Source organism: Actinomadura sp. 9N215 (genome assembly GCF_044326345.1).
Taxonomy (GTDB): Bacteria; Actinomycetota; Actinomycetes; order Streptosporangiales; family Streptosporangiaceae; genus Spirillospora.
In genome coordinates this window covers 57932-81345 of record NZ_JBIRBA010000027.1, presented here as the reverse complement: position 1 = coordinate 81345, position 23414 = coordinate 57932, and the positions used below count along the sequence as shown (strand labels likewise).

Annotated in this window: 20 protein-coding genes; 13 read left to right on the top strand and 7 right to left on the bottom strand. The window is 69.5% G+C overall.

Going from position 1 to position 23414, the window contains the following annotated elements:
* The first annotated feature begins 22 nt into the window (after positions 1–22).
* From ACH34T_RS34670 to ACH34T_RS34630, 9 genes are all read left to right on the top strand, one after another.
* Positions 23–463, top strand: coding sequence for a type II toxin-antitoxin system RatA family toxin (locus ACH34T_RS34670; RefSeq protein WP_396025190.1), 441 nt, complete (start codon positions 23–25; stop codon positions 461–463).
* Positions 460–1470, top strand: coding sequence for an SDR family oxidoreductase (locus tag ACH34T_RS34665; RefSeq protein ID WP_396025189.1), 1011 nt, complete (start codon positions 460–462; stop codon positions 1468–1470). Before ACH34T_RS34670 ends, ACH34T_RS34665 begins: the two co-directional genes overlap by 4 nt.
* Before the next feature lie 58 nt (positions 1471–1528).
* Entirely contained in the window at positions 1529–2512 is a 984-nt protein-coding gene (locus tag ACH34T_RS34660) for an isocitrate lyase/phosphoenolpyruvate mutase family protein (protein WP_396025188.1), read from the top strand.
* On the top strand, positions 2509–3471 hold the full coding sequence (locus ACH34T_RS34655) for a nucleotidyltransferase domain-containing protein (RefSeq protein ID WP_396025187.1): 963 nt from the start codon (positions 2509–2511) through the stop codon (positions 3469–3471). Before ACH34T_RS34660 ends, ACH34T_RS34655 begins: the two co-directional genes overlap by 4 nt.
* Positions 3468–3977 (top strand): hypothetical protein, encoded by a 510-nt coding sequence (locus ACH34T_RS34650; protein ID WP_396025186.1) that lies wholly within the window; start codon positions 3468–3470, stop codon positions 3975–3977. The genes ACH34T_RS34655 and ACH34T_RS34650 overlap by 4 nt, the downstream gene beginning before the upstream one ends.
* Positions 3959–4474 carry a thiamine pyrophosphate-binding protein gene (locus ACH34T_RS34645; protein WP_396025185.1) on the top strand — a complete coding sequence of 172 codons (516 nt, stop codon included), beginning with the start codon at positions 3959–3961 and terminating at the stop codon, positions 4472–4474. The genes ACH34T_RS34650 and ACH34T_RS34645 overlap by 19 nt, the downstream gene beginning before the upstream one ends.
* A complete protein-coding gene (locus tag ACH34T_RS34640; protein ID WP_396025184.1) occupies positions 4471–5040 on the top strand; it encodes a thiamine pyrophosphate-dependent enzyme in 570 nt (189 codons plus the stop codon). Before ACH34T_RS34645 ends, ACH34T_RS34640 begins: the two co-directional genes overlap by 4 nt.
* 414 nt (positions 5041–5454) lie before the next feature.
* Positions 5455–6111, top strand: coding sequence for a DUF4360 domain-containing protein (locus tag ACH34T_RS34635; RefSeq protein WP_396025183.1), 657 nt, complete (start codon positions 5455–5457; stop codon positions 6109–6111).
* A gap of 927 nt (positions 6112–7038) precedes the next feature.
* The gene (locus tag ACH34T_RS34630; RefSeq protein ID WP_396025182.1) at positions 7039–7824 is read left to right on the top strand and encodes an ATP-binding protein; all 786 of its coding nucleotides are present in this window, start codon (positions 7039–7041) and stop codon (positions 7822–7824) included.
* Positions 7825–7898: 74 nt separating this feature from the next.
* Here ACH34T_RS34630 and ACH34T_RS34625 read toward each other — a convergent pair whose 3' ends face one another.
* Together ACH34T_RS34625 and ACH34T_RS34620 are read right to left on the bottom strand one after the other, a co-directional pair.
* Positions 7899–10916, bottom strand: a complete 3018-nt coding sequence (locus ACH34T_RS34625; RefSeq protein WP_396025181.1) for a DEAD/DEAH box helicase — start codon at positions 10914–10916, stop codon at positions 7899–7901.
* 109 nt (positions 10917–11025) lie between these two features.
* The gene (locus ACH34T_RS34620) at positions 11026–11277 is read right to left on the bottom strand and encodes a hypothetical protein (protein ID WP_396025180.1); all 252 of its coding nucleotides are present in this window, start codon (positions 11275–11277) and stop codon (positions 11026–11028) included.
* Positions 11278–11361: 84 nt separating this feature from the next.
* On the opposite strand from ACH34T_RS34620, the gene ACH34T_RS34615 reads away from it, so the two are divergent.
* From ACH34T_RS34615 to ACH34T_RS34605, 3 genes are all read left to right on the top strand, one after another.
* Entirely contained in the window at positions 11362–13701 is a 2340-nt protein-coding gene (locus ACH34T_RS34615; RefSeq protein WP_396025179.1) for a DEAD/DEAH box helicase, read from the top strand.
* Between the two features lie 79 nt (positions 13702–13780).
* Entirely contained in the window at positions 13781–14347 is a 567-nt protein-coding gene (locus tag ACH34T_RS34610) for a DUF4365 domain-containing protein (protein WP_396025178.1), read from the top strand.
* Positions 14344–15480, top strand: coding sequence for a hypothetical protein (locus ACH34T_RS34605; protein WP_396025177.1), 1137 nt, complete (start codon positions 14344–14346; stop codon positions 15478–15480). Before ACH34T_RS34610 ends, ACH34T_RS34605 begins: the two co-directional genes overlap by 4 nt.
* Here the strand turns inward: ACH34T_RS34605 and drmC are convergent.
* From drmC to ACH34T_RS34580, 5 genes are all read right to left on the bottom strand, one after another.
* Positions 15477–16274 (bottom strand): DISARM system phospholipase D-like protein DrmC, encoded by a 798-nt coding sequence (gene drmC, locus ACH34T_RS34600; protein ID WP_396025176.1) that lies wholly within the window; start codon positions 16272–16274, stop codon positions 15477–15479. The two genes, ACH34T_RS34605 and drmC, sit on opposite strands and share 4 nt — an antisense overlap.
* The gene (gene drmB / locus ACH34T_RS34595; protein WP_396025175.1) at positions 16271–18106 is read right to left on the bottom strand and encodes a DrmB family protein; all 1836 of its coding nucleotides are present in this window, start codon (positions 18104–18106) and stop codon (positions 16271–16273) included. The genes drmC and drmB overlap by 4 nt, the downstream gene beginning before the upstream one ends.
* The gene (gene drmA / locus ACH34T_RS34590; RefSeq protein ID WP_396025174.1) at positions 18103–21636 is read right to left on the bottom strand and encodes a DISARM system helicase DrmA; all 3534 of its coding nucleotides are present in this window, start codon (positions 21634–21636) and stop codon (positions 18103–18105) included. The genes drmB and drmA overlap by 4 nt, the downstream gene beginning before the upstream one ends.
* A 72-nt stretch (positions 21637–21708) precedes the next feature.
* Entirely contained in the window at positions 21709–21978 is a 270-nt protein-coding gene (locus tag ACH34T_RS34585) for a DUF397 domain-containing protein (protein WP_396025173.1), read from the bottom strand.
* Entirely contained in the window at positions 21975–22802 is an 828-nt protein-coding gene (locus ACH34T_RS34580) for a Scr1 family TA system antitoxin-like transcriptional regulator (protein WP_396025172.1), read from the bottom strand. The genes ACH34T_RS34585 and ACH34T_RS34580 overlap by 4 nt, the downstream gene beginning before the upstream one ends.
* 159 nt (positions 22803–22961) lie before the next feature.
* Here ACH34T_RS34580 and ACH34T_RS34575 point away from each other — a divergent pair, with 159 nt between their 5' ends.
* The gene (locus ACH34T_RS34575; RefSeq protein WP_396025171.1) at positions 22962–23201 is read left to right on the top strand and encodes a hypothetical protein; all 240 of its coding nucleotides are present in this window, start codon (positions 22962–22964) and stop codon (positions 23199–23201) included.
* The last annotated feature ends 213 nt before the right edge of the window (positions 23202–23414 follow it).

Here is a 23414-nt window from a genome sequence, read left to right as displayed (position 1 = left end):
GCGAAGGGGCAAGGAGGGCGGCATGCCGCAGGTTCAGGTTGAGCTCAGCATCGCCGCGGACGTCGACGCGGTCTGGCAGGCCGTCCACGCCGTCGAGGCGTATCCGCGGTACATGGAAAGCGTGCGAAGCGTCGAGGTCGTCGCCGACGACGGGACGTCCCGGACGACGGCGTGGTCGGTCCTGCTGAAGGGGTCGGTCCTCGAATGGACGGAGGCCGAGCGCGTCGACGAGAAGCGCCGCCGGATCGAGTTCAACCAGCTCGACGGGGACCTCGACCGGTTCGACGGCCACTGGCAGGTCACGTCCGAGCCGGGGGGCGGCACCCGGGTGGAGCTGGACATCGCCTTCGAGATCGGCATCCCGCTGCTCGCGCAGATGCTCGACCCGGTGGCGGTGCGCGCGATCCGCGACAACAGCGTGCAGATGCTCCGCGGGCTGGAACGCAGGGCGGTCACCGGATGACGCGCGTACTGCTCACGGGGGCGACGGGGGTGCTCGGCTCGGAGTTGCTCGGGTCGCTGCGCCGCCGCCGCGGTGTCGAGGTCGTGGCCGTCAGCCGGCGGGGGGCGCCGGGCGACGGCGTGCTGCGCTGGCGGATGGGAGCCGAGCCGCCCCCGGACGAGTTGCCGCGCCGGTTCGACGCGGTCGTCCACGCGGCCGCGACGACACGCTGGAACCAGGATCCGGAGGAGGCGTGGGCGGGCAACGTCCAGAGCACCGAGGCGGTCCTGGAGCTGGTCGGCGACGACACCCATCTGGTGCACGTGTCGACGGCGTTCGCGATCGGCCTGCGCGGCGACACGTCGTCGGCGCGGCTGTCCGACTACCGCAACTCCTACGAATGGTCCAAGGCCGCGACGGAGCGGCTGGTCGCGGAGCACTCCCGGTGCACCGTCGTCCGCCCGCCGCTGATCATCGGCCGCCGGACGGACGGCCACATCGCCCGCTTCTCCGGCCTCTACACCTTCGCCCGCGCCTGCGTGACGGGCCTGGCGCCCGCGATGGTGGGCGAGCCGAAGGGGACGGTCGAGATGGTGCCCGTGGACGACGTCGCGGGCGCCGTCCTCGCCGCCCTGGACGCCGGTCCCGCGGAGGCCCCGGCCGGGCCGGTCGTGCTCGGCACCGGCACCGCCGCGCTGACCACCGAGGACCTGGTCCAGGCCTCCTTCACGGCGATCAACGGATGGCGGGCGCGGCACGGGGCGTCGCGGCTGGCGCCGCCGCCGATCATCTCGGCGGAGCGCTGGGACCGGTTCTTCCTGCCCTTCGCCCGGACGACGCTCACCGGCCGGCAGCTGCGGGTCATCGAGCTGCTGAGCGAGTTCGTCCCGTACGTGTCGATGGCGGAGGCGCCGGAGCCGACCGTGCTCCTGCCCGCCGTCCATGACGCCCTGGCCCTCTCACTGTCCTTCTGGGCCGACGCGAATCCGCGGGCCGCGTCGGCCGAGCCGCGCCCGTGGGCCGCCTGACGCGTCCGGACCGGGGGCCGCGGACGATCCAGCGAGTTCCGAACGAGGAGACGACGACATGGGGACGAGACCTACCACGCGGCTGCGCCGCGCCGTCATGGCCGGGGGTGAGCTCCCGGTCGCCCTGGTCGGGGTGCACAACGCGCTGGTCAGCCGGCTGGCGGAGCGCGCGGGCTTCGACGGCGGGTGGGCGAGCAGCCTGGAGGTGTCCGCCGTGCACGGGCTGCCCGACCGGAACCTGCTCGGGTTCGCCGAGATGCTGGCCGCGTCCCGGTCCATCGCGGCGGCGTCGGACCTGCCGCTCGTGGTGGACGCCGACAACGGCTACGGCACGGTGGAGACGTGGATCCGGGCCGTCCGGGACTTCAGCGGCAGCGGCATCGCCGGGGTCTGCGTCGAGGACAGCGCCTTCCCCAAGCGCAACAGCTTCCTCGGCGGCGGCCCGCGCGACCTGGAGGACGTCGAGAGCTTCGCCGAGAAGATCGCCGAGGCGCGGCGCGCCACGCTCGACCCCGACTTCCTGGTGATCGCGCGGACGGAGGCGCTCATCGCGCAGGAGGGCATGGACGCGGCGCTGGCCCGCGCCGTCCGCTACGCCGACGCGGGCGCGGACCTCGTCCTGCTGCACACGCGGCAGAAGGACGGCGGTGAGGCGCTGGAGGTGGCCCGGCGGTGGACGCATCCGGCGCCGCTGGTGAGCATCCCGACGGCGTACCCGCACATCTCGCTGCGCGCGCTCGGCCGGCTCGGCTACCGCATGGCGATCTACGCGAACCAGCTGCTGCGCGCCACGGTGTCGACACTCGACCAGACCCTGGCGGCGCTCCGCAGCGGCGAGGGCCTCACCCAGCTGGAGCGCCGCATCGCCCCGATGGCGGAGCTCCTGGACCTCAGCGAGGACTTCCGCCGCACGGGCCCGCCGGGACAACCCGCCGACCAGCCAGCGCAGGCGGCGGACCGGCCAGTGCAGGCGGCGGACCGGCCAGTGCAGGCGGCGGACCGGCCAGTGGAGGCGGCGGGCCGGACGGGACAGCCGGTATGAAGGCGCTGATCTGCGGGGACGCGGTCCGCGCCGCGCTGCGCCCGGTGAGCCTGCGCCCCGAGGAGGTCATCGACGTGCTCGGGAGCTGCCTGGAGGGCGACGAGGTGTACCTGGTCGGGTCGCTCGCGGCCGGGCTGGGGAACGCGGGCAGCGACGTCGACCTGCACGTCTTCGTCCAGGAACGGGCCGAGGGCGTGGTCCCGATGCTGTTCTTCGCCGACCGGACACGGCTGGACCTGGTGCACTACGAGTCGGGCACCCCGGCCGCCGCGCTCGCGCGGACGCCCGTCCAGGACGTCGCCCTGCTCGGCGGACGATGCGCGCTCGGCCCCGTCCCGCCGATGACGGACATGAAGCGCCTCAGCCGGTGGGCGACCGCCGTCCCCCTGTACGAGGGCGCGCCGCCGATCTTCACCGCGGAGGAGACCGCGCGGATCGCGGCGGCGCTCGTCCGCCTCGCCGTCGACATCGCGGTGCGGGCCGCGGCCCTCGCGGTCGTCATGGCGGCCGCGAAGGCCCCTCTCGCCGGCCTGGCCTGGTCACGGGCCGCCGAACGCGCGGTCGAGGCCGCCGTCCGGGCCCGCGGAGAGATCTTCGTCGGCGACAAGTGGCTGCCCGCCAAGGCACGCCGCTGCGGCTTCCCGCCGGCGCTCCTCGCCGACGCGCGCCGCGTCACGACGGCCGCCGACTTCGCCCGCTACGCCGACCGGCTCGGCCTGCGCATCGGCGACCCGGCCGCGCTGGTGCGGCTCACCCCCGCCGAGGCGCCCGACTTCACGTTCGGCGACACCACGTTCCAGCTCGTCGGCGAGCACCTCCTGCACCGGCTGAAGCTCCCCTCCGACTCCCTCGACGACGCGCTGGAAGCGGTGGACGCGGCCGCCCTCGCCGAGGCGATCACCTACGGCGCCGTCGCCCTCGCCGCCGACCCGGCGGCCGTCGACGGGAGGCTGGCATGACCGCCATCGACGCGCGCTGGTTCGCCGACAAGGCGACCGCCGCCTCCTGGAGCCACGCCCTGCTCGTCCAGCCGGGTCTGGAGGACGCGGAGGCCGCCGCCGACGCCGAGGACTGGGCCACCTGCCTGCTCGCCTGCCTGCTGACCGCCGAACGGCTGGCGTTCTGCGAACTCGTCCTCGACGGCCGGGCGGCGTCCCCCCGCGAGGCCGAACTGCTGCTGGCGCTAGGCACGGCCCCGACGCCCGTCACCGACGGGCTCCGCGACCTCCAGCGGCTCCGCGCCGAAGCCGCCCCCGACATCGACCGCGCGACCGCGGAGGCGGCGCTCGCCTGCCTGGCCACCGCGGACGAGCACGTCCGCGACCGCATCCCGATCGACGTGCTGCCGATGCGCACCCCGGAGGGCTTCTACCCGTCGCTGCGCGTGGCCGCGACGCTGGAGCAGCTGCGGAAGTCCGTGGGGCTCGGCCCGTTCCAGTGGGATTGGTGGACGAACCTGTCGTGAACGCCCCCACCCGCCCCGCGCCCACGGCCGCCGCCACGGTCGTCGCGGCCCTGGAGCACGCCGGGATCCGGCGCGCCGTCGGCGTCCCCGACTCCCAGCTCGCCGCCGTCCTGGACGCCATGTCCGAGCGGATGCCGGTGACGTTCACCGCCCGCGAGGACGTGGCCGTCGCGATGGCGGTCGGCGCGGACCTGGCCGGCGAACGCTACGCGGTTTTCATGAAGAACGCCGGCCTGGGCACGTCCCTGGACGCGATCGTCTCCCTCGCCGTCGGCGCCAACGTCCCCCTCACCCTCGTCATCGGCTGGGCAGGTGCCGGAACGGACAAGCTGCCCCACCACACAGTGATGGGCGACCGAACGGTGCCCCTGCTGACCGCGGTCGGCATCGAACACGACATAGTGCCCCAGGACGGCGCCGACCCGTCCCGATGCCGGACGAGGGCAGCCGAATGCCGCACAAAGCGCCGCCCCTACGCCCTTCTGGTGAAGCCGTGACCCGCCACGTCTCCCGAGCGGCCCTCGCCTCCACCGTGCTCGCCTGGACGGCCGACACCGGCCGCCCCCTCGTCGTGGGAAACGGCTTCCTGTCCCGCGAGGTCGTGGCCGCCGGGGACGGCGACCATGTCGTCCACCTGCTGGCCGGGATGGGACTGGCCCCGGCCGTGGCCGCGGGCATGACGCTCGCCGGCCGTCCCGCCGCCGCGCTCGAAGGCGACGGCAACCACCTCATGGGCCTGTCGGGCACCGCGACGATCGGACTCGCCGGCATCCCGCTGACCCACATCGTGCACTGGAACGGCGGATGGGAGAGCACCGGGGGCCAGCGCGTCGTCGACCTCGGCCGCGCACACGACATCGGCGCGACCTTCGGCTACGCCACCACGGAGACCGTGGACGACCCCGCCGCCCTGCGGGAAGCCCTGACGAGCGCGGCGAACACGGACGGCCCGACCCTCATTCACGTCATCGGCGCCATGGGCGACCCGCCCGCCCCCCGGTCCGCGCTCACCATGACCGATTTCACCGCCCGCTTCCGCCACTGGACGAAGACACCCGGCTGAGACCGCGGCGTCCTGACGGGAAATCGGCATATGCGGCCGGACCTTCACCGCGCGTAATCGAGGCGCCCGCCCGCGCCGGCCGGACGGCCGTTTCCGGCCATTCCCGAACGCGCATCATGCCTGCTCATCGCCCTTGCGCAATGCCGGAACGCCGGTTGGAACGATGCTTGTCAAAGAGTCGGTATTGACGCCCGATGATCGATGATCAAGGTGCCCGAAGCACCTCTTACCTCTCAATTTAAGTGTATCGAAAAGTTGAAAACCATTGATTGACACTACTTAACTATTGAGGTTACCCTTCATTTAGATTCCGGGTCTACCGCCATTGAAGGCGTCCGTTCATGCCAGCCATCAGGCCCCGCCTCCTCGGCCGCCGAAGGAACAGCGGCGCCTACTTCCGAGCAGAGGAATCGCATGCGTAAAGGGATCGCCATTTCTGCCGCCACCGCCGCCGCCGCGCTCGCCATGAGCGCGGTGTCCGTCAGCCCCGCCGCCGCGTCCGACCAATTCCTCGACCACGGCCCCGACGGAGTGACCATCGACATCGTGACCGTGAACGGCAGCGGATGTCCGCCCGGCACCGCCGCGATCGCCCTGTCGGAGCGCAACGAGGCGTTCACGGCCACCTACAGCAAGTACATCGCCCAGACGGGTGGCTCGTCCGCGCCCACCGACGACCGCAAGAACTGCCAGATCAACCTGAAAGTGCACGTCCCCCAAGGCTTCACCTATGCCGTCTCGTCGACGGACTACCGCGGCTACGCCTCATTGCAGTCCGGCGCGAGCGCCACCCAGCTCGCCGGCTACTACTTCCAGGGGAATCCGGACACCCGGGAGTTCTCGCATTCCATACCCGGCCCTTATAAGAAGAACTTCACGCACACCGACATCGTGGAGGTGACCCAGCTCGTATGGTCGCCCTGCGGTGAGCAGCGGAACTTCAACATCAACACGCAAGTGCTGGTGGACTCGGGGACTTCGGACCCGGCGAAGGTCAGCTACATCGGCATGGACTCCACCGACGGCAGCCTCAAGACGACCTACCACTATTCCTGGAAGCGCTGCCCCTAACCCGGCCACCCACCTGGAAAACACCCACACTCCGCCTGGAAGAAGCGCCCGGACACCGATCCAGTCCGACCGGGCCCTGCCCTCCCCAACAGGGCACGGCCCGGTCTCATCTCATTCCAGCCAATGCACTCTTCCAGTCGGCTTCGCGACATCGCGCGCAGAACTCGATTGGCCCCGTAACGCCGGTGAGCCAGCATGGAACGCATGCACACCCGACGGCGTCGGCGACCTGCTTCATGACCTGTGCGTCCGCCTCGGATTCTGTCTGGACCTGACGGTCCAGGCACAGGCTTTTAAGAAGGCCAGCGCTCCCTATTCCTCAATCCGGTGACCCGCACCGAGCCGTTCAAGTCCGCTCGAGTCGGCGACAAGGGCAGGCCAAGCCATCGGGCACGGCAGCGGAACCGAGCACGAGAAACCATAAGGCCCAGGCAAGGAAAGACTTCCTGCCTGGGCCCTTTCGGTGGGAGCGGGCGACGGGAATCGAACCCGTGTAGCCAGTTTGGAAGAGGCGATCGGAGTCAGCAAGAGGGTGGCAGCTCCTTCGGCAGGAGAGCCCCCAGGCGACCTGACCAGTCTCGGCCTGGAGTTGTCGAGGCCGGCAAAGGTTCTGGGCAACAACGCTTCTCGTTAGCCCCCCGGGGGGGGGCGCATCTTCATGCGGCTGTCGATGGCGTTCTTCAAGAAGAATGCGTGTGATGCGACCTATGGGTGTCGGTTCATGCGTGAATCCACCAGAACCGCAACGTATTCACAGACCTGCGGATGAGGGTCGGTGGCCTGGGCGGGAACGGGTCCTGCCTACTGAGAACTTGGAATCCTTGTACAAGGCGTTGACTGGTCGTATATGTCTTGGCAGGTCCTTGGAACATGCGTGGCATCTGCCCGGCGGTTCGACGGGTGCGGCCGTCCTGGTGAGGGGGTTGCATGAAAACGGCGACGGAGCCGCTGCTGGAGACGATGCTGCGCCGATTGACGCAAGATCTCGCTCCAGACGCGCTGGTGTTGTGCACCGACGGAGGCGATCGGCCCGACCTCATCGGGTACGTGTGGGGTCTGGGCGAGATCCAACGTAGCCACGTCTACGACGGGCTGGGGAGGGCTTACAGGAGCGCCGAAGGCATCCCCACCATGGAGCGGTTCGCCGCCGCAGTGGAACAAGCCGAACAGGAGGCACGCGGCCGGAACGCCCGGGACCGCATCCGGCCCCTGACCGACTTCGGGCTGTTCCCCGACGAACCATCGGACACCTTTCTGGCCTCCTGGAGCGGCGGAGCGGTCGTCGACCTGAGCCGGCTCAAACTGGAGACCGTGCAACTCGCGGCCGGAGCCTTCCTGCTCCGGAAGATCTACCGGGAGATGTTCCGCTGGGGACAGGCGGACGTCCTGCGGCTGGCCGTCGTCTTGGACGAGGCCCACCGCCTGGCCAAGGACGTCACCCTGCCGAAGCTGATGAAGGAGGGACGCAAGTACGGCGTCCCCGTGGTGGTCGCCAGCCAGGGCACAGCGGACTTTCACAGGGACGTCCTCGGCAATGCCGGCACCAAGGTCATCTTCCGCACGAACTATCCGGAATCCAAGACCACCGCCGGCTTCTTGCGCGGACGTGACGGTCAGGACCTGAGCCAGCAGATCGAGCAGCTCGGAGTCGGCAGTGCGTACGTGTCCACTCCAGACCACGTGCGGGCCCGCAAGGTGTACATGCACCGCTGAAGTTTTCGAGGAGACGGCTGAGCCTCTGCACGAGAGGCCATGGTCCATGATCCCTTGCCGAAGAGGTCCTGTCTTTATCCTCGCGCCAGACGGTGTCGCGGCGCAGGCGTGCCAGAGGCGGCCGGGAGCACGAGCGCAGCGGTCAGGATGAGCGGCGGCTTGGTCGACATGAGGGCCTGCCGGTCGAGCAGTTCCAGGCGTCCGCGGAGCCGATGGTCAAGTTCGAGCGCCTTGCGGCGGAGGCTTTCGGACGATTCCTTGGGCTTCTCGCCGATATGTTCCTTCTTGGCCGCGACAGTGGCGTCGAAGATGAGCCGGTCGCGTTCGTCTGCGAGTCGCCTGGTGACGAGCTGGCGGGCCTTGCCGAGTTCGGCTGACCGTCGAGACCGGACCTCGGAGAGATACTCCGGCAACCGGTGGGAGATGATCCAGCTCGTGGCCTTGTCCTCGGCGTCCGCCAGCCACGGCAGCGCCCTTGCGGCGGTTACCGCCGGTGTGTCGGGGGCCGCGGCATGGTCCAGGTGCGGTGCCGCCTCGGCGGGGGTGACGGCGCCGTTGCTGTCGACGTAGGCGTAGCCGAAGCGCCGGGCGATGGACGCGCCGGTGGCATCGGCCACTTCCTCGATGACACCGACGAGAAGGTGCGGTTGCTTGAGTGCCGAGGACACCAGGACCGTACCGGCGTTGAGGGCTCCCCCGAGCCGGCGGAGGGCCTCGTCCATGACCGCGTCATGGAGCGGGTGCCCAGGGGCAAGTAGATCCGCGTGCGCCGGATCGTCGGACGGGACGAGCGAAAGGTCGAATGTGACCCGGTCGTAGCGGCCGGCGATTGGGGCGTGGTTGCCTGCCCGAATGTGGGCCGGCACGTTGGCGATCTCGTACTGCCCCTGTCCGCGGTGGACGATACGGCCTCCGAGTCGGGTGAACGCCGTCTTGAAGGCCGTTTCGATGTCGTGAGGCTGGAGCCTGCGGGTGCGGGCGTCGCTCATCGCGGCGAGCAGTGCGGCGAGGTCGGCCTCGGTGAAATGCTCGGACGCCAGCGCCCGTTCGTCGAGCAGCTCCTTGAGGCCGTCGCCGACCGAGTCATCGATGACCTCGTGCATCCTGGCCCGCACATCGGGGCGTTCGCCGTACTGGATGGCGTCCATGAGGAGACTGCGGAGCGGGGTCTCCGTGAAAGCCTCGCCGAGGACGTCGAAAACCTTGCCGCCGTACGCCTTGCGCTGCTCCTCGATCTTGAGCAGGAGCCGGGTGAAGACCTCCCCCTCGCGGGTGTTGGAGGCCACGAGGTTCCACAGCCGGCAGACCTCTTCCTGACCGATGCGATGGATGCGGCCGAACCGCTGCTCGATGCGGTTGGGATTCCAGGGAAGGTCGTAATTGACCATCAGATGAGCGGCCTGAAGGTTCAGCCCCTCCCCGGCGGCATCGGTGGCGACGAGGACCTGGCAGGCGGGGTTCTTCGTGAACTCCTCAGTGATCTGGCGGCGCTCGACTCGGCGCACCCCGCCGTGAATGGCCTTGACGGCACCGGGTGCGACGATCAGTGACGCGATTCGCGACGTCAGATAGTCGAGGGTGTCGCGATGCTCGGTGAAGATGATGAACTTTCGCGGCCGGCCGCTGGAGTCTGTGGTCAGCGCGTTGTCCCGGAGGATCGTGGACAGTTCGGCCCACTTGCGATCGGTACCGAGGTCGCGTACCCGCCGCGCGACCTCGGTCAGTTCGGCGAGTTCAAGCAGCTCGGCGTTGAGTTCCTCGACCGTCTGCGCGACGGTGGCGGCGTCGAGGAGTTCGTCTTCGAATTCCTCGATCTCTTCGGCATTGAAGTCGTCGGCGTCCAGGCCCTCCAGATCAAGTCTCGGCTCGGCTTCCCTGTAGGTGCCGTTGAGGATCTCCTGCTTCTTGCGCTCCAGCCGCCGCGACCTGCGTACGAGGCTTTTGTAGATGGCCTCGGGGCTGGAGGCGAGCCGTCGCTGGAGGATCGTGAGCGCGAAGCCGACGGTGTTCCTTCGCTTGTCGCCGATTCGCTCGGCCCGGTTCATTCCCTCGCGGACGTAGGCGGTGACCCGCTCGTAGAGGTCGTACTCCAACGCGGTCAACTCGTAGGGGACGGTCTCCGCGATCCGCTCGGGGAAGAGCTTCCTGCCTTCGAAGGTGAGCAGGTCCTCCTTGAGCATGCGGCGCATGATCCCGCTGGTGTCGGCGGTGACCTTGCTCCTGCCCTCGAACCTGTCCCGGTCCAGCAGGGTGAGGAGGAGCTGGAAGTCCTCCTCCTTCCCCGGATGCGGGGTCGCGGTCATCAGCAGCAGGTGACGGGTGATCTCACCGAGCAACTCGCCGAGTTGGAAGCGCTTGGTCTTCTCCAGCTTGCCGCCGAAGTAGTGGGCCCCCATGCGGTGCGCCTCATCCACGATCACCAGGTCCCACTCCGTCTCCTTGAGCTGATCCTTCAGCCGCTCGTTGCGGGAGAGCTGGTCCATCCGCGCGATCAGCAGCGGGTTGCTCTCGAAGACGTTGAAGTTGACGTTGGCCTCGATGAGCTGGTTGGTCAGCAGGTCGAACCGGAGGCCGAACTTGAAGAACAGCTCGTCCTGCCATTGTTCGACCAGCCCGCCCGGTGCGACGATCAAGCACTTTTTCACGTCATCGCGCAGGATCAATTCCTTGACGTAGAGCCCGGCCATGATCGTTTTTCCGGCGCCCGGGTCGTCGGCGAGAAGGAACCGCAGCGGTGTGCGCGGCAGCAGTTCGCCGTAGACGGCTCGGATCTGGTGTGGCAGCGGCCGTACGTCGCTGGTGGCGACCGCGAGCATCGGGTCGAACAGGCCTGCCAGGGTGATGCGCTGAGCCTCCGCCGCCAGCTTGAAATCCGATGCGGGGGCGTCGAAGGCGCGGCTGCCGGACCGCGCAATGCGGATCTTGTCCTCGTCCGCACGGAAGACCACCTGCTGGCCGAGAGAGCCGGCCGTCGTCTTGTAGGTCAACTCGATCGCGTTTGCGCCATGCCGCTGCACGGCAATGATGGTGAGCACCTCGGCGGGGACGAGTCCCTCTATGCGCAATCCCGGTTCGAGCTCCTCGAGCCGCATTTGACGACCTCCTGATCCACGGCCCATCACCGACGGTCTGAGATCCAACAATTCGCTTTCCCGGCCCGGTGTCGGTGCTTGGAGCTAATCTTCGCAGAAACCCGACCGACTATTGGGGCCCATGGAACGCAACGAACGACAGCAACTCCGCATCATCACCGATGAGGTCACCGGTTGGGTCGAGCAGGCCCGATCCGTGCTCGCGCAACGTGCCGAGGTCGCCAGAGTCGCCGACGGCGCCGCCGAGTCGCTTCGCCGTGCCGTCGTCGACCTTCGACAGGCCGGGACGGTCGACTGGCGCGCGATGCCGCTGCGGCCTGGCGATGGCCGGCTCCTGGGTGAGATCGCCAGGCAGGCGCACCAACCCTCTCCGGCACCTGGAGAGGACCGCGCGCTTGGACATCTCACCGGGGAGGTCGCGAAAGCACTTCACGAGGTCAAGTCGGTGAGTGGCGCTCGACGGTTCTTCAGCGGCCGCACCAAGCGCGATGCCGGACTGGCCGCCGCGGGGTTCCTCTCCGAATTCCGTGGGTGGGGCGTCTCGGCCGGAATCCCGCAGCTTCTGCATCGCCTCTCCAGCAACGACGACAGGACGCCCGAGGTCAGTGTCGCCGACGCACTCGCCGGCTGGGTCGGTCTGAATGGGCGGGTCGCCGATCTGGGGACGGCGCCGCAGGTCATCTCCAGCGCCGTGGTCACCGAGCTTCCTCGCTCGATCAGGGCGATCGAGAAGGCGCTGCGGGACGAGGCGCACTTCCGTGCCGCCGCTGTGTCCGCGGGGCAGGCCGTGCGGACGTCCGAGACCCGGCTGATGCTGGCGGACATGCCGGTGGAGCGCCTCAAAGAGGCCACCCGCGACCGGCTCCGCGTCGGCCCCCTGACCAACGCGGGGATCACCACGGTCCAAGCTGTGCTCGACTACGGGGCCGGGCTCGAATACCTGTCCGGAATCGGCGCCACGACAGCCACCCGGATGCGTGGCGCCGCCCAGATGCTGTGGCAGACGACCTACGACGAGATGCCGGTCCGCATCGAAATCAAGAAGCGCACCGCCGAGACGACCGAATTGCTTCGTTGTCTTGGGGCATGGGACGCCATGCGCAGGACGAAGGGCGCTACGACGGACCTGGCGCGTGCCCAGGCGCTGGCCCCGCTTGCGCACACCCTTGACAAGAAGGTGAGCCACCTCGTCGTGTTCGCCGTCGGCTCACAGGTCTCGGAGTTCCAGGAAGCGGTCGAGGCGGTCCACCGCCGTGCCCGGTTGGTCGATGGCGCGAGCGGAACCACGGCGTCCGGTGACCCTTGGGACGACTTCCTCAGCCGGCCCGCCGACTATTTCGCGATGCTCTCCGAGCTGGGCTTCCTCACTGAGGATGAGCAGAAGACCCACGGTGACCTGCCCGATGACATCGTCGAGGCAGTCCGGCGGCTCCAGCTTGATACCGAATACCTGTCCGCGTCACTGCGCGGTTACCAGAGCTTCGGCGCACGCTTCGCGCTCGTCCAGCGCAAGGTGATCATCGGCGACGAGATGGGTTTGGGCAAGACCGTGGAGGCTCTCGCCGTCCTCGCTCATCTGCGCGCCAACGGTGACCACCACTCGGTGGTGGTCTGCCCGGCGGCCGTGGTGACCAACTGGGTTCGCGAGATCGCTTCCAAGTCGTCCCTGCGGCCCCACCGTGTGCACGGGCCGGGTCGCGAGGCCGCGGCGCGGAACTGGGTCCGCAACGGCGGAGTCGCGGTCACCACCTTCGAGACGCTCGGCTGGTTCGAGGACCGCGTTCACTCGGTGCGCGACCTCGGCTGCGCCGTCGTGGACGAGGCCCACTACATCAAGAACCCGGCCGCGCTCCGAACCCGGCGGACGAGGCGGCTCGTGGACGCCGTGGATCGGGCGATCCTGCTCACCGGCACCCCTCTGGAGAATCGCATCGACGAGTTCCGCGACCTGGTGGGCTATCTGCGCCCTGACCTGATCGTCGACGCCGGCGAACTCTCACCCCGGCGCTTCCGCCGGCAGGTGGCGCCCGCGTACCTGCGGCGCAACCAGGAGGACGTGCTGACGGAGCTGCCCGAGCTCGTCGAGGTCGAGGAGTGGCTGCCGATGTCACGCGAGGACTCCCTCGCCTACCGGCGCGGTGTGGCAGAAGGGAACTTCATGGCGATGCGACAGGCAGCGATGTTGCAGGGCATGAGATCCGAGAAGGTCCAGCGGCTCGTCGAGATCGTCGGGGAGGCCGAGGACAACGGGCGCCGGGTGATCGTCTTCTCGCACTTCCGCGAGGTGCTCGCCCAGGTGGCCCGGACGTTGCCCAGGAACGTGTTCGGACCTCTGACCGGCTCGGTGCCCGCCGCGGCGAGGCAAGCGATGGTCGACCAGTTCTCCGCGGCCCGGCACGGCGCCGTGCTCGTCGCCCAGATCGTGGCCGGCGGCGTCGGCCTCAACATCCAGGCGGCCTCGGTGGTGGTCATCTGCGAGCCCCAGCTCAAGCCGACCACCGAATGGCAGGCCATCGCGCGTGCGCACCGCATGGGCCAGCTCGAATCCGTGCAGGTCCACCGGCTCCTGTCCGAGGAGGGAGCCGACCTGCGAGTCACCGAGATACTCGCCCGCAAGCGGGAGTTGTTCGACGAATTCGCCCGCATCAGCGAGACCGCCGGCAGCGCACCCGAGGCTCTGGACATCTCCGAAGCCGACCTCGCCCGCGATGTCGTCGCCGCCGAGCGTGAGCGACTCTTCTCCCAGGGCTCCGCGAGTCCGCCCGAGGGCGAAGAAGCGGTCTGACCAGATTCGTTGAGCGGGATAGTGGTCGGGTTGCGGCATCCCGAACCGCAATCGTCGGCACGTAGTGCGGTAAGGGTGCTTGAATGGACGAGCAGTCCGGTCGGGGGGCCGAAGACGCTTTGGGAGGCCGACACTGGCGCTCGACCATAACAATCACCAGGGGAAGTTCGGTGAGGCGTTCGTACGGACGGTGGCGGCGGCGTCCGGACTTCTCGTCTTGGAAAGTGACCTCGATTACGACGGCGTGGATTTCTCCTTCAAGTACCCACGGGCGAGAGGGACGGAGTATCTGCCGCAGATCGATGTCCAGGTCAAGTCGTGGCGCGACCCCACCGGAGCGGGGGACGCCTGGGCCTACTCCATGAAGGTCAAGCATTTCAATCAGCTGGCCGGGACCTTCGACATCCCCAGGTTCCTGTTCCTGGTCGTGGTACCGGCGGATGTCCGGGCATACACTCAGGCCGATGACCAGTGCCTCAGGGCTTATCAGGCCTGCTACTGGTCCTCCTTCAGCGGCGTCCAGCCCACCTGGGAGGTCCCTGGGGACCAGAAGGTCAAGGTCGAGGTTCCGAAACGGAACCTGCTCACCACCGAATCGCTGCTGGGGCTCATGATCAGGCCGGTCACGCCGCTGGAGGCCTCATGACCGTCGACGGGGATCTGCGCGAGACGCTCTCCGCCCTCCCGCCGGACGACGTGCGGGCCTACCTCTCCAACAATGGCTGGGCGCCCTACGACCGGATCGGGTCGTCGCGTCTGTGGGCCGTCAGCGAAGGGGAGAGCGACTTCGAGGCGATCGTTCCGCAGGACCGGGAGGCGCGGGACTACGAACTACGCATGATCAACCTTCTTCAGGTCCTCACCGAGGCCGAGGGCAGGTCACGCGGGCAGATCCTCCGGGATCTGACTACCGTCAACGTCGACCGCAACCACGTCCGGACCCAGCCGTCGGCTCCGTCGGGGAGCATTTCGGTCGCGGACGGGGCGGCCGCGTACGAGGGCGTCAGGGAACTGCTCATCGCCGGCGCCTATGCGGTACTGAGTGAGCCCGCCATCCGCCTTCCGCGGCGCAAGCTCGCCCAGGTCGAGGACTTTCCGAAGAAGGCGAGGCTCGGACCCGCGGAGGCGGGCAGCTACATCATTTCGATCGAGGTGCCGCTGGAGGACGACGACGGCACGCTGTTCAGCGTCGCCCAGCCCTTCGGCCGCCGGGTCATGCTGCGGCTCTACAGCGCGATCCAGGCGGCCCGCGTGGCGTCGAACGAGGCGCTGGAGACGTCCGAACTCGATCCCTTCGCCGATCGGGTCGGCGAAGGGATCTCGGCGCATCTGTGCAGGGCGCTCGGCCGGTTCGGCGGCACGGAGCAGGACCATCCCTTCGAGATGAGGTTCGCCTGGGCGCTGCGGACCCCGACCGGCATCGCGACTCCGCCCGTCCGCTTCGACGCGTCCATGGCCTCGGTCCTCGCCCAGGCCGGTGAGGATCTCGGAGCGGGCGACCGGATCGATCGTGACGCCGTGGTCGTGGGGACGGTCTGGCGGACCCAGCGGGTACGACCGACCGACGACGGCTGGATCATCGTCCGCGGCGCCAACACCAGGAGCGAGGACCGTCAGCGGCGGCTGGTCAGGGTGCCCCTGCCACCGGACGACTTCAACAAGGCTCTGCAAGCGAGCCGGGACGGCCGCCTGGTCAGGATCGTCGGGACCTTGGCCCGTACGGGCAAGCGCACGGAGTTCACGTCCGTCCGCGACTTCTCCATCATCGACGCGGACTAGCGCGGGACCGGTTCCAGAGGGCCCTGGCCGGGGCGCATCAGGCCGCGGAAGTGCCCGGCCATCCGGCGCACCGCCGCCGGGTCGCGCACGATCACGCCCAGCTCGATGTTGTCGCCCAGCGCCCGGTCGGTGAGGTTGGCGCTGCCCAGGAAGGCGACCCGGTCGTCCGCCGCGACGAGTTTGGCGTGCAGGGCCGCGGCCGACCCGTCAGCTGCCGGACGGTGACGCGCGGGCCAGGTCCAGAATGTGGCCGAGTCGCGCAGCGCGGTGAAGGCCGTGGCCGCACCCGTCCCCCTGAGCGCTCCGCCTTCCCGGCGGGGACTCTCCAGCACGAGGTCGATGCGCACGCCCCGCGTTGCGGCGTCCTTGAGCTCGCGCACGACCTCGCTCACGCCGAAGGCGGCGAAGCTCACGACGAGCAGGGCCGATCTGCTGTCCCTGACGATCCCGGTGACGACGGCGGCGGTGAGCCTGACCGCCGGACGGTCGCCGAGGGGCCCGCTCACGACGACGTCGGTCTGGTGTCCGGCATGCCGGGCGTGCAGGACGGCCCCGGTCTCCAGCGCCAGGGCGACGGCTTCACCCGAGGGTCGCGGCACGGCCTCGCGCCACGCCTTGGTGAGCCGGGCGGCGGCGACACCGGCGGCGAATCCGGGACCGGCCTCGATGAGCCGTGCTTCGAGATCGGCGCCGGGTGCCCGGCGCCCGTGCAGGACATGCGCCCACGCCTCGATGTGCCCCGGCGGCAGTTCCGCTGCCAGCCGGGCGATGACGCGGGCCAGCTCCGGGGTCACCGGGCCAGAAAGCCGACGTCGGCGTCGACCACCGTGTCGACGAGCAGCGCACGGTCGAGGTAGTGGTTGCCGTGCTCGCATGACGTCTCGGCCGCGAACAGGCACGCGTGGCAGGCCGCGCCGAACAGGCGGCCGTGCGGGCGCGGGTCGTGCTGCGCGCAGAGCGGATCGGAACTGCACAGGCGGGCCGCGTCGAGCGCCTGGCCGATGAGGTCGCCGAGCCGGTCGCGGCGGCCCAGCGAGACGAGGCCGCCGAACGTTCCCTCGCTGTCGGGCGCCGCGGTGTAGAGCAGGATGCCGGCCATGGGGCGGTCCCCGGAGCGGGCGTAGATCCGTTCGGCGATGCCCGAGGCGTTGTAGCCGCATTCCAGCGCGAACTGCCGGATGAGCACATGCGCGAAGGTGTGCAGCAGGACGTAGCGCATGCCGGGCCAGTCGCCCGGGGACATCTGCCGTTGCGTGCGCCAGCGCTCATGCCCGATCCGCAGGATGCGCTGCCGACCGAGGACCTCCGGCCGCTGCTCCCACGCGGCGATCCTGTCCTCCTGGAAGCGCAGGAGAATGCCCTCACCACGCGTCTCGGCGCAGGGCACCCAGGTCGGAGCTTCCCGGGACAGCCGGACGCGCCGGTTCGTGTCGGTCGCCTGGACGTCCCATTCCGGTGCGTCGATGCGGGTGAAGCCGTAGAGCGCGGACACCCGCCTCAGCCGGGGCGCGAGAACGACCTCGTGCAGCCAGGAGCGTGCCGTCGTCGGCGCCTTCTCCTTACGGATGGTGAAGTCGGGGAGATCGACCGGGTCGGGGCGGGTCAGCGCCTCCCATTCGGGGGTGTCGAGGTCGCGCTCGTCGGCGGGCTCGTCTTCGGTCTCGGCGGCTCTCCTGCGCATCGCCTGGAGGACCTTGTCGGCGCCGAATGCTTCGAGGTCCTGCCAGCACGTGAGCTGGGTGACCAGCCCCTTTGCGTTTTCGTCCGGGAGGGGCACCAGGAGGCTGAGCTGCGGCCAGTTCTCGATGATCTTCTGTGAGAGCTCGTCGTCCGCGCGGGGGAGCGTGAATGCCTGGAGCTGCATCGCGAACCAGGAGTTGGTCGCGCCGAGGCCGAGGGTGCGGGTCCGTTCTCCGCACTCGCCGAACGACGCCAGGTGGGGGTCGCGTCCCCGGCAGGCGGGCAGCCTGCGCCACGCCTCCGGGCCCAGGGCCGGCGCCATCGACCGGCCGCCGGACCTGTCGTCCCGGCACGAGCAGCTCACGAACACGTTCGCGGCCTCGCCGGTCGTGCCGCGCTCCTGGAGCTTGAGGGTGTGCTGCCCGCCCTCTGGGACGGCCCCGCCGTGCACGTAGAACATCCAGGGGAAGTCGTCGAGGTGCCCGCGCTCGCAGGCAAGGACGAACCGTGCCGGCACGACGACGGGACGGTTCCCGCCGCGCCCGCGGCACTCGTGGATGTACCTGATCCGCTCCGGCGAGTAGGAGTGCGGCAGCAGCTTGAACAGCCCGCTCTCCACAGGGGCGAGCGTGTTGCAGGCCGAGCAGCGCAGCCAGCGGGGGAACAGGCGCACGGGGACCCCGACGCGGCTCCACTCGGCGAACGGGTCGCTGGTCTCCGGGATGTGCGGCGGGGTGCGCAGGGCTTCGACCTGGTCGCCCAGTTCCCTGCGCACCGCGGCGAGGAGCCGGTCCTCGCGCACCGGGGTCGACCTGGCCAGGTCCCAGTCGTCGAGCCCGCCGATGACGACCGACAGGTTCGGCAGGTCGGCGACCGCGCCGACCCCGAAGGTGTGCAGGAGCTGGTTGGGCCGCAACTCGCCGACCCGTAGCGGTTGGATCGTCATCCGGTCGCTCCGTCCTCGTCGTCGTCGCCCGGCTCCACGGGCACGTGCGGGGGCTCGTCGACGATCGAGAGCCCGTCGTCCTCGGGGAGCAGCAGCAGCCTGATGCCGGGCTCCACGTCGCGCAGCGAGGTGGGGCACGTCATCGGCCTCCACTTGCCCTCCTCCGGGCGGCGGAGCAGCCCCGCGATGTCGCCTCCCGTGCCGTGGGGCCCGTCGTAGGCGAGCCTGCGGCCAGGGATGAGGCGTTCCCGGTGCCACTGGTCGAGGCGCGCGTCGAGCAGGTGCTCGACGGCCCGTCCGACGGCGTTGTCGCCGGTGACGTCGGTGGCACGCCGCCGCACCGACCGCACCACGTGGTCGGCGAGGCTGTTGTTGCGGTCGAAGGTCGCGGCCTTCAGGTTGCCGTTGTAGGGCAGTTCCAGGCCGCGGACCAGCGACATCAGGACCCCGGTCAGCCCGCGGTCCACGGCCCGCTCGGCGAACGGCGTGACCGACAGCGCCTCCACATGCTGGTAGATCGTCTGGTGGAAGTGCTCGAACGCCTCGTAGTGGGAGAGGTCCCGGGGGCGGGCCCAGTTGAAGACGGTCAGGACCAGTCCGGGCGCGGCCCGCCCGACGCGGCTCGTCGCCTGGATGTACTCGGCGGTCGACTTCGGCTGGTTCGCCACCGCCATCACCCCGAGCCGTGACACGTCCACCCCGACCGCGATCATGTTGGTGGCCAGCAGCACGTCGATGGGGCGGCGCTCGCCCTTCGGCCGGTTCCCGCGGAACGGCACCTGGAGATGGTCGAGCACCTCGGGGATCTGCTGGGACGACAGCCGTGAGGTGAGTTCCTGGGGGAGCGGGTCATGGCGTTTGGCCAGGCCGCGCTCGTCGGCGCGCATCAGCCGGGTGGACACGTCGTCCTCGACCAGCCGCCGCATCCCCGCGAGGTCGCGGAGGCTGTTGAAGTAGCCGACGAGGGTCATGTACGGGTCGGTGACCTCGTTCTCGCCGTACTTGGTGTGCAGCGCCTGCGCGGCGCCCAGCACCGCGACGTACACGCGGATGAGCGTGGACTTCAGCCGCGTGCCGTGCGCGCAGATGCCGACGTAGCGCCGGCCGGGCGCGTAACCGGGCGCACCGGCGGCGGTCGGGCGCTGCCGGGCGAAGAAGCCGTCGCCGATGTCGACGCCGGGCGGCGGGAACAGTTCGGTGCGCCGGTCGAACAGGGCGCTGATCTGCTTCTCGGCGCGGCGGATCGTCGCCGTGGACGCGATGACCTTCGGCCTGACCCGCCGGCCCCCGCCCCGGTCCCAGGTCGCGAGCTTGTCGACCGCGGTCTCGTACAGGCCGACCATCGAGCCGAGCGGCCCCGAGATCAGGTGAAGCTCGTCCTGGATGATCAGGTCGGGCGGGCGCAGCCGCCCCACCGGGACGATCCGCGCGGCGGGCGCGTCGCCCTTCTCCGGGTGGGGGGCCGTCGTCCCGGACAGCTCCCAGTCGGTGTTCTGGAGGTCCTCGGTGACGTAGCCGTGCCGTTCGCACCGGTGCGCGACACGGCCGAACAGCGTGACGGTCTCGCCCTTCCAGGCGAGCTGCGCGAACTTGTCGACGGTGCCGATGATCAGGCTCGGCAGCAGCCGGTAGACCTCCTCGTCGACCACCACGATCGGGATGCCCTCGGGGCCCGCGGCGGCCCCGAACGGGCAGAACACGTCCGGGCAGACGACCGTCGTGCGGCGCCGGACGGTGTCGACGTGGACGTCCTGCCCGGGTTCGATCCGGGTGCCGCACCACGGGCAGCTCGTGAGCTGGTGGGGCGAGCCGTGGCTCACCACCGGCCGCCTGCTGTTGCCCCTGTGCTGCTTCAGCCATTCGGCGGCCTGGTCGGTGCGGTTCGGTGTCACCCGGGCGCCGACCCACAGGCCGATCCGGAACGGCTCACCGCCCCACGCCGCCTCGTCGTCGCGCCGGAGCTTCTCGCACGCGCAGATCAGCGCCGTGGCCCGCTGGAACTGCTGGATGGTCAGCAGCCGCAGCGTGTACCGCATGAGGACGGCGACGCCGGCGCGCGGGTCGAGACCGCCCAGCGGGGCCTGGAGCCGCCGGATCGCCAGCGTGAACGCCGTCAGCCCGAGATACGCCTCGGTCTTGCCGCCGCCGGTGGGGAACCACAGCAGGTCGGCCAGGGCCGTGTGGCCGTCGGCCCGCTCGTCGTGGGCGGGGTCGGCCAGCGAGGGCAGGTTCAGCAGGACGAACGCCAGCTGGAACGGCCGCCAGCTCCGGTTCTTCGGCACGTCGACGGCCGCGACCGCCTCGTCGAGCGGCCGGTCGGGATCCTTGGTCCGGATGTCGGCGGCCATCGTGTGGACCCGCTGGAGATGCATCGCCCGGTTGGCGAACGCGAAGGCGCGACGGACGGCCGGGTCGTCCAGCAGCGCGATGCCCGCCTCGATCCGGTCGGCGGCACGCGATGCCTTGCGGAGCGTCTCATCGACCTCCGCGCCGTACCCGGCCAGGTGCCGCGCGGGATCGGAGAGACCGGCACGCTGCCGGTCGATCCAGTTGCGGTATCCAGTGACCAGCGGCATCAGCGCAACCCGCAGGCCATCGCCCGGGGCGCTCGCCAGGCCCGCGAGGTCGCTCATGTCCAGCACGAGGTCGGCGAGCTCGGGCAGGTCGCCGTCGGTGCGCACGTCCGGGACGCCGGTGGCGGGCACCTCGTGGTCCGGCACGGCCACCGTGTCGACCCGGACGGCGCGCATCGGGTCGTCCGGCGACTGCGCGACCTCCACACCGGTGCCGTGGCCGATGGCGAACTCGGGAGTGAACCGGTAGGCCATCAGCAGGCGCTTCTGCTCGGCCTTATCGGCCTTGTCGCCACCGCTGATGATGGTGGGCCGGGGCAGGAAGACCGCCGCGCCGCCGGGACCCGTCACGCTCATGCGGACCTGGAACATCCAGGCGGAGTCGGCGAGCTGGGCCGGTCTGGCCTTGCCGTTGACGAGGAACACCGAGACGAGCCAGTTGCCGTCGAGCAGCCGGGCCCGCCCGCTCACCACGACCTCCGGATGCGCGCCGGTGAGCTGTTCCGGCCTGAGGATCCCCTCCTGGAGTTTCAGGGAGGCGGACCCGTGCTCGGGAACACGGCGCCACACCAGGCCCGGCGACTCCTCGTCCTCGGGATGGACGCGCTCGTGGTAGGCCCAGCTCGCGTTGACCACGAGTTCCTGGACGTCGCCGGAGACGTAGACGGTGCAGCCGAGCGACGACGGGGCCAGGCTGACCATGTTCGGCGCGTTGCGGTCGCGGTCGTCCTCGCCGTGGTCGCCACCGGCCCCGTCGGCCTTCTCGTCCTGCTCGTCGGGCTCGATCACCTCGCCGTCGGGCGCGAGCCGTCCGAGGATGTAGCGGTCGGTGGGCCGCTCCGTGAACTCCTCACGGTCCCCGGCGAGCGGCCCGTGCAGATCCTTCAGGACGAGCCCGAGCAACTCGTCGCGGATCTCGGCGGGCCGGGGCACCCGCAGCACCGTGTCGTCACTCACGGCGTCACAGTAGCGCCGACCGCTGACACCCCGCCGTCATCGACCGTGAAACGCACGGTCGGCCTGAGCCGATCAGCCCAGGTCGTGCCGTCCCGCCTTGATCACGTTGGTGAACACCGCCCAGGTGGAGGCGTCAAAGGTCAGCATGGGCCCATCCGGATTCTTCGAATCACGAACGGCGACCGAGGGACTCAACGCCGCCACTTCCACACATTGACCACCGGTGCCACTGCTGCGACTGCTCTTGCGCCAGAGGGGGGCCACCTCAACACACTCGCCTCCGCTGCTGCCGCTGTAGCTGCTCGTACGCCACGGCCCGAACGTCTGGCCCGACCTGCTCATAAGCTCTCCACAACTTTGTGCAGCAGTTCCAGGGACTGATCTGCGGACAGAGCAGCTCCCCTGATCAGGTTGAAGGCTAGCGTGTGCCCGCGAACCTCACGAGGGTCCTCCATGAACTGCCCGGACGTGTGCCCTTCTACGTAGACGACCTCTGGGTCCTGCTCGAAGCCGAGGATGGTGAAGGCTCCCATGTTTCCTTGGTACGCGCCCTTGCTGATCGGAACGATCTGCAAGGTGACCCGTGGATCGTCCGCAAGGCCAATCAAGTGATCAAGCTGCTCTTTCATGACAGCAAGGCCACCGGTGGGGCGGCGTAGAACGCCTTCGTCGATGACGGCGGAAATCTGTGCCAGCCCCGGGCGCTGGAAGATCTCCTGGCGGGCAAGCCGTGTTGCGAGCAACTCTTCTGCCTCCTCGGGGCTGCGACCCACCTTGAGGACCTCACGGGCGTAGGCCGGTGTCTGGAAGAGACCGTGCAGCACCATCGCTGCAAAGATGTTCAGCATCGACGCTTTCGCCTCCCGGCGTACGTATCCGGGGAAGCCAGGCAGGCCGACGGGTTGCTTACCCTCCCTTTTGATCTCGACCCAGATGGTGTGGAAGGTGCGGGCCGGGGTCTTGAAGAAGGTGTCGAGGTCGTCGGACGTCGCCTCGGACGGAGGCTTCTCGCAGATCTCCAGCTTCTCGATCCATCCGGGTGAGCATCCGAGCGCTTCGGCGAGCTTGGCTCGTGACAGAGACGCCGCCTCCCGGTAGGAGCGCAGCAGGGCGGCGTAAGCCCTGATCAGAGGATCGCGCGTGAAGTCACCGGCATCAGCGGACATTGGGGGCGCCCCTTTCCTAACGACCTGGGACGCGGTGGTGGGGCGACCGGCTCAGGTGGGGGGTGGGTGGGGTGACATCGGTCTGTAGTCCGATCGTAACTCGCTGCACAAGGCTGGGCGCGTCAATCCGACGAACGATCGAGGCGAGGCCATCCGAAAATGAACACGGAAGCATTCAACGACGATCAGATGCTCAGCCAGCTCCGCGCAGACTTCACGGGCCACCGGATCTGGCGATCGGTCCGGTGGGACGGGCTCCTCGGCGGCTGGGTGGCGACCCTGCACGACCCGGCAGCGGGCGTGGACCCCACCGTCTTCAAGGACACGGCGACGGACCTGCGCGAGACCCTCGTCCGAGAGCGCGACAGGGCGGTCACCAAGAACCCCCGCACGTCATGATTCGGAGACAGCGTCAGCGTCGTTTCTGGGCGCGACAGCCGAACAGCGACCGGGCGAAGTCAGCGTCCGCGCCCAAAGCGGTCTACCGATTCCCGCTGATGCCCCTGGTGGCGGCGGAGACGTACCTGAGCGACCTTGCCTTTGTTCTCGAAGGTCGAGGGTGGACGACGCTCCCGCAGTTCGACCTGACCCCGAAGCTCCTTCGTGTCATCG

What these genes read in the sequence shown, in the direction of transcription:
- ACH34T_RS34670 (WP_396025190.1), top strand. Translation starts at nt 23, where the DNA reads ATGCCGCAGGTTCAGGTTGAGCTCAGCATCGCCGCGGACGTCGACGCG.
- ACH34T_RS34665 (WP_396025189.1), top strand. Translation starts at nt 460, where the DNA reads ATGACGCGCGTACTGCTCACGGGGGCGACGGGGGTGCTCGGCTCGGAG.
- ACH34T_RS34660 (WP_396025188.1), top strand. Translation starts at nt 1,529, where the DNA reads ATGGGGACGAGACCTACCACGCGGCTGCGCCGCGCCGTCATGGCCGGG.
- ACH34T_RS34655 (WP_396025187.1), top strand. Translation starts at nt 2,509, where the DNA reads ATGAAGGCGCTGATCTGCGGGGACGCGGTCCGCGCCGCGCTGCGCCCG.
- ACH34T_RS34650 (WP_396025186.1), top strand. Translation starts at nt 3,468, where the DNA reads ATGACCGCCATCGACGCGCGCTGGTTCGCCGACAAGGCGACCGCCGCC.
- ACH34T_RS34635 (WP_396025183.1), top strand. Translation starts at nt 5,455, where the DNA reads ATGCGTAAAGGGATCGCCATTTCTGCCGCCACCGCCGCCGCCGCGCTC.
- ACH34T_RS34630 (WP_396025182.1), top strand. Translation starts at nt 7,039, where the DNA reads ATGAAAACGGCGACGGAGCCGCTGCTGGAGACGATGCTGCGCCGATTG.
- ACH34T_RS34625 (WP_396025181.1), bottom strand. Translation starts at nt 10,916, where the DNA reads ATGCGGCTCGAGGAGCTCGAACCGGGATTGCGCATAGAGGGACTCGTC.
- ACH34T_RS34605 (WP_396025177.1), top strand. Translation starts at nt 14,344, where the DNA reads ATGACCGTCGACGGGGATCTGCGCGAGACGCTCTCCGCCCTCCCGCCG.
- drmB (WP_396025175.1), bottom strand. Translation starts at nt 18,106, where the DNA reads ATGACGATCCAACCGCTACGGGTCGGCGAGTTGCGGCCCAACCAGCTC.
- ACH34T_RS34585 (WP_396025173.1), bottom strand. Translation starts at nt 21,978, where the DNA reads ATGAGCAGGTCGGGCCAGACGTTCGGGCCGTGGCGTACGAGCAGCTAC.
- ACH34T_RS34580 (WP_396025172.1), bottom strand. Translation starts at nt 22,802, where the DNA reads ATGTCCGCTGATGCCGGTGACTTCACGCGCGATCCTCTGATCAGGGCT.
- ACH34T_RS34575 (WP_396025171.1), top strand. Translation starts at nt 22,962, where the DNA reads ATGAACACGGAAGCATTCAACGACGATCAGATGCTCAGCCAGCTCCGC.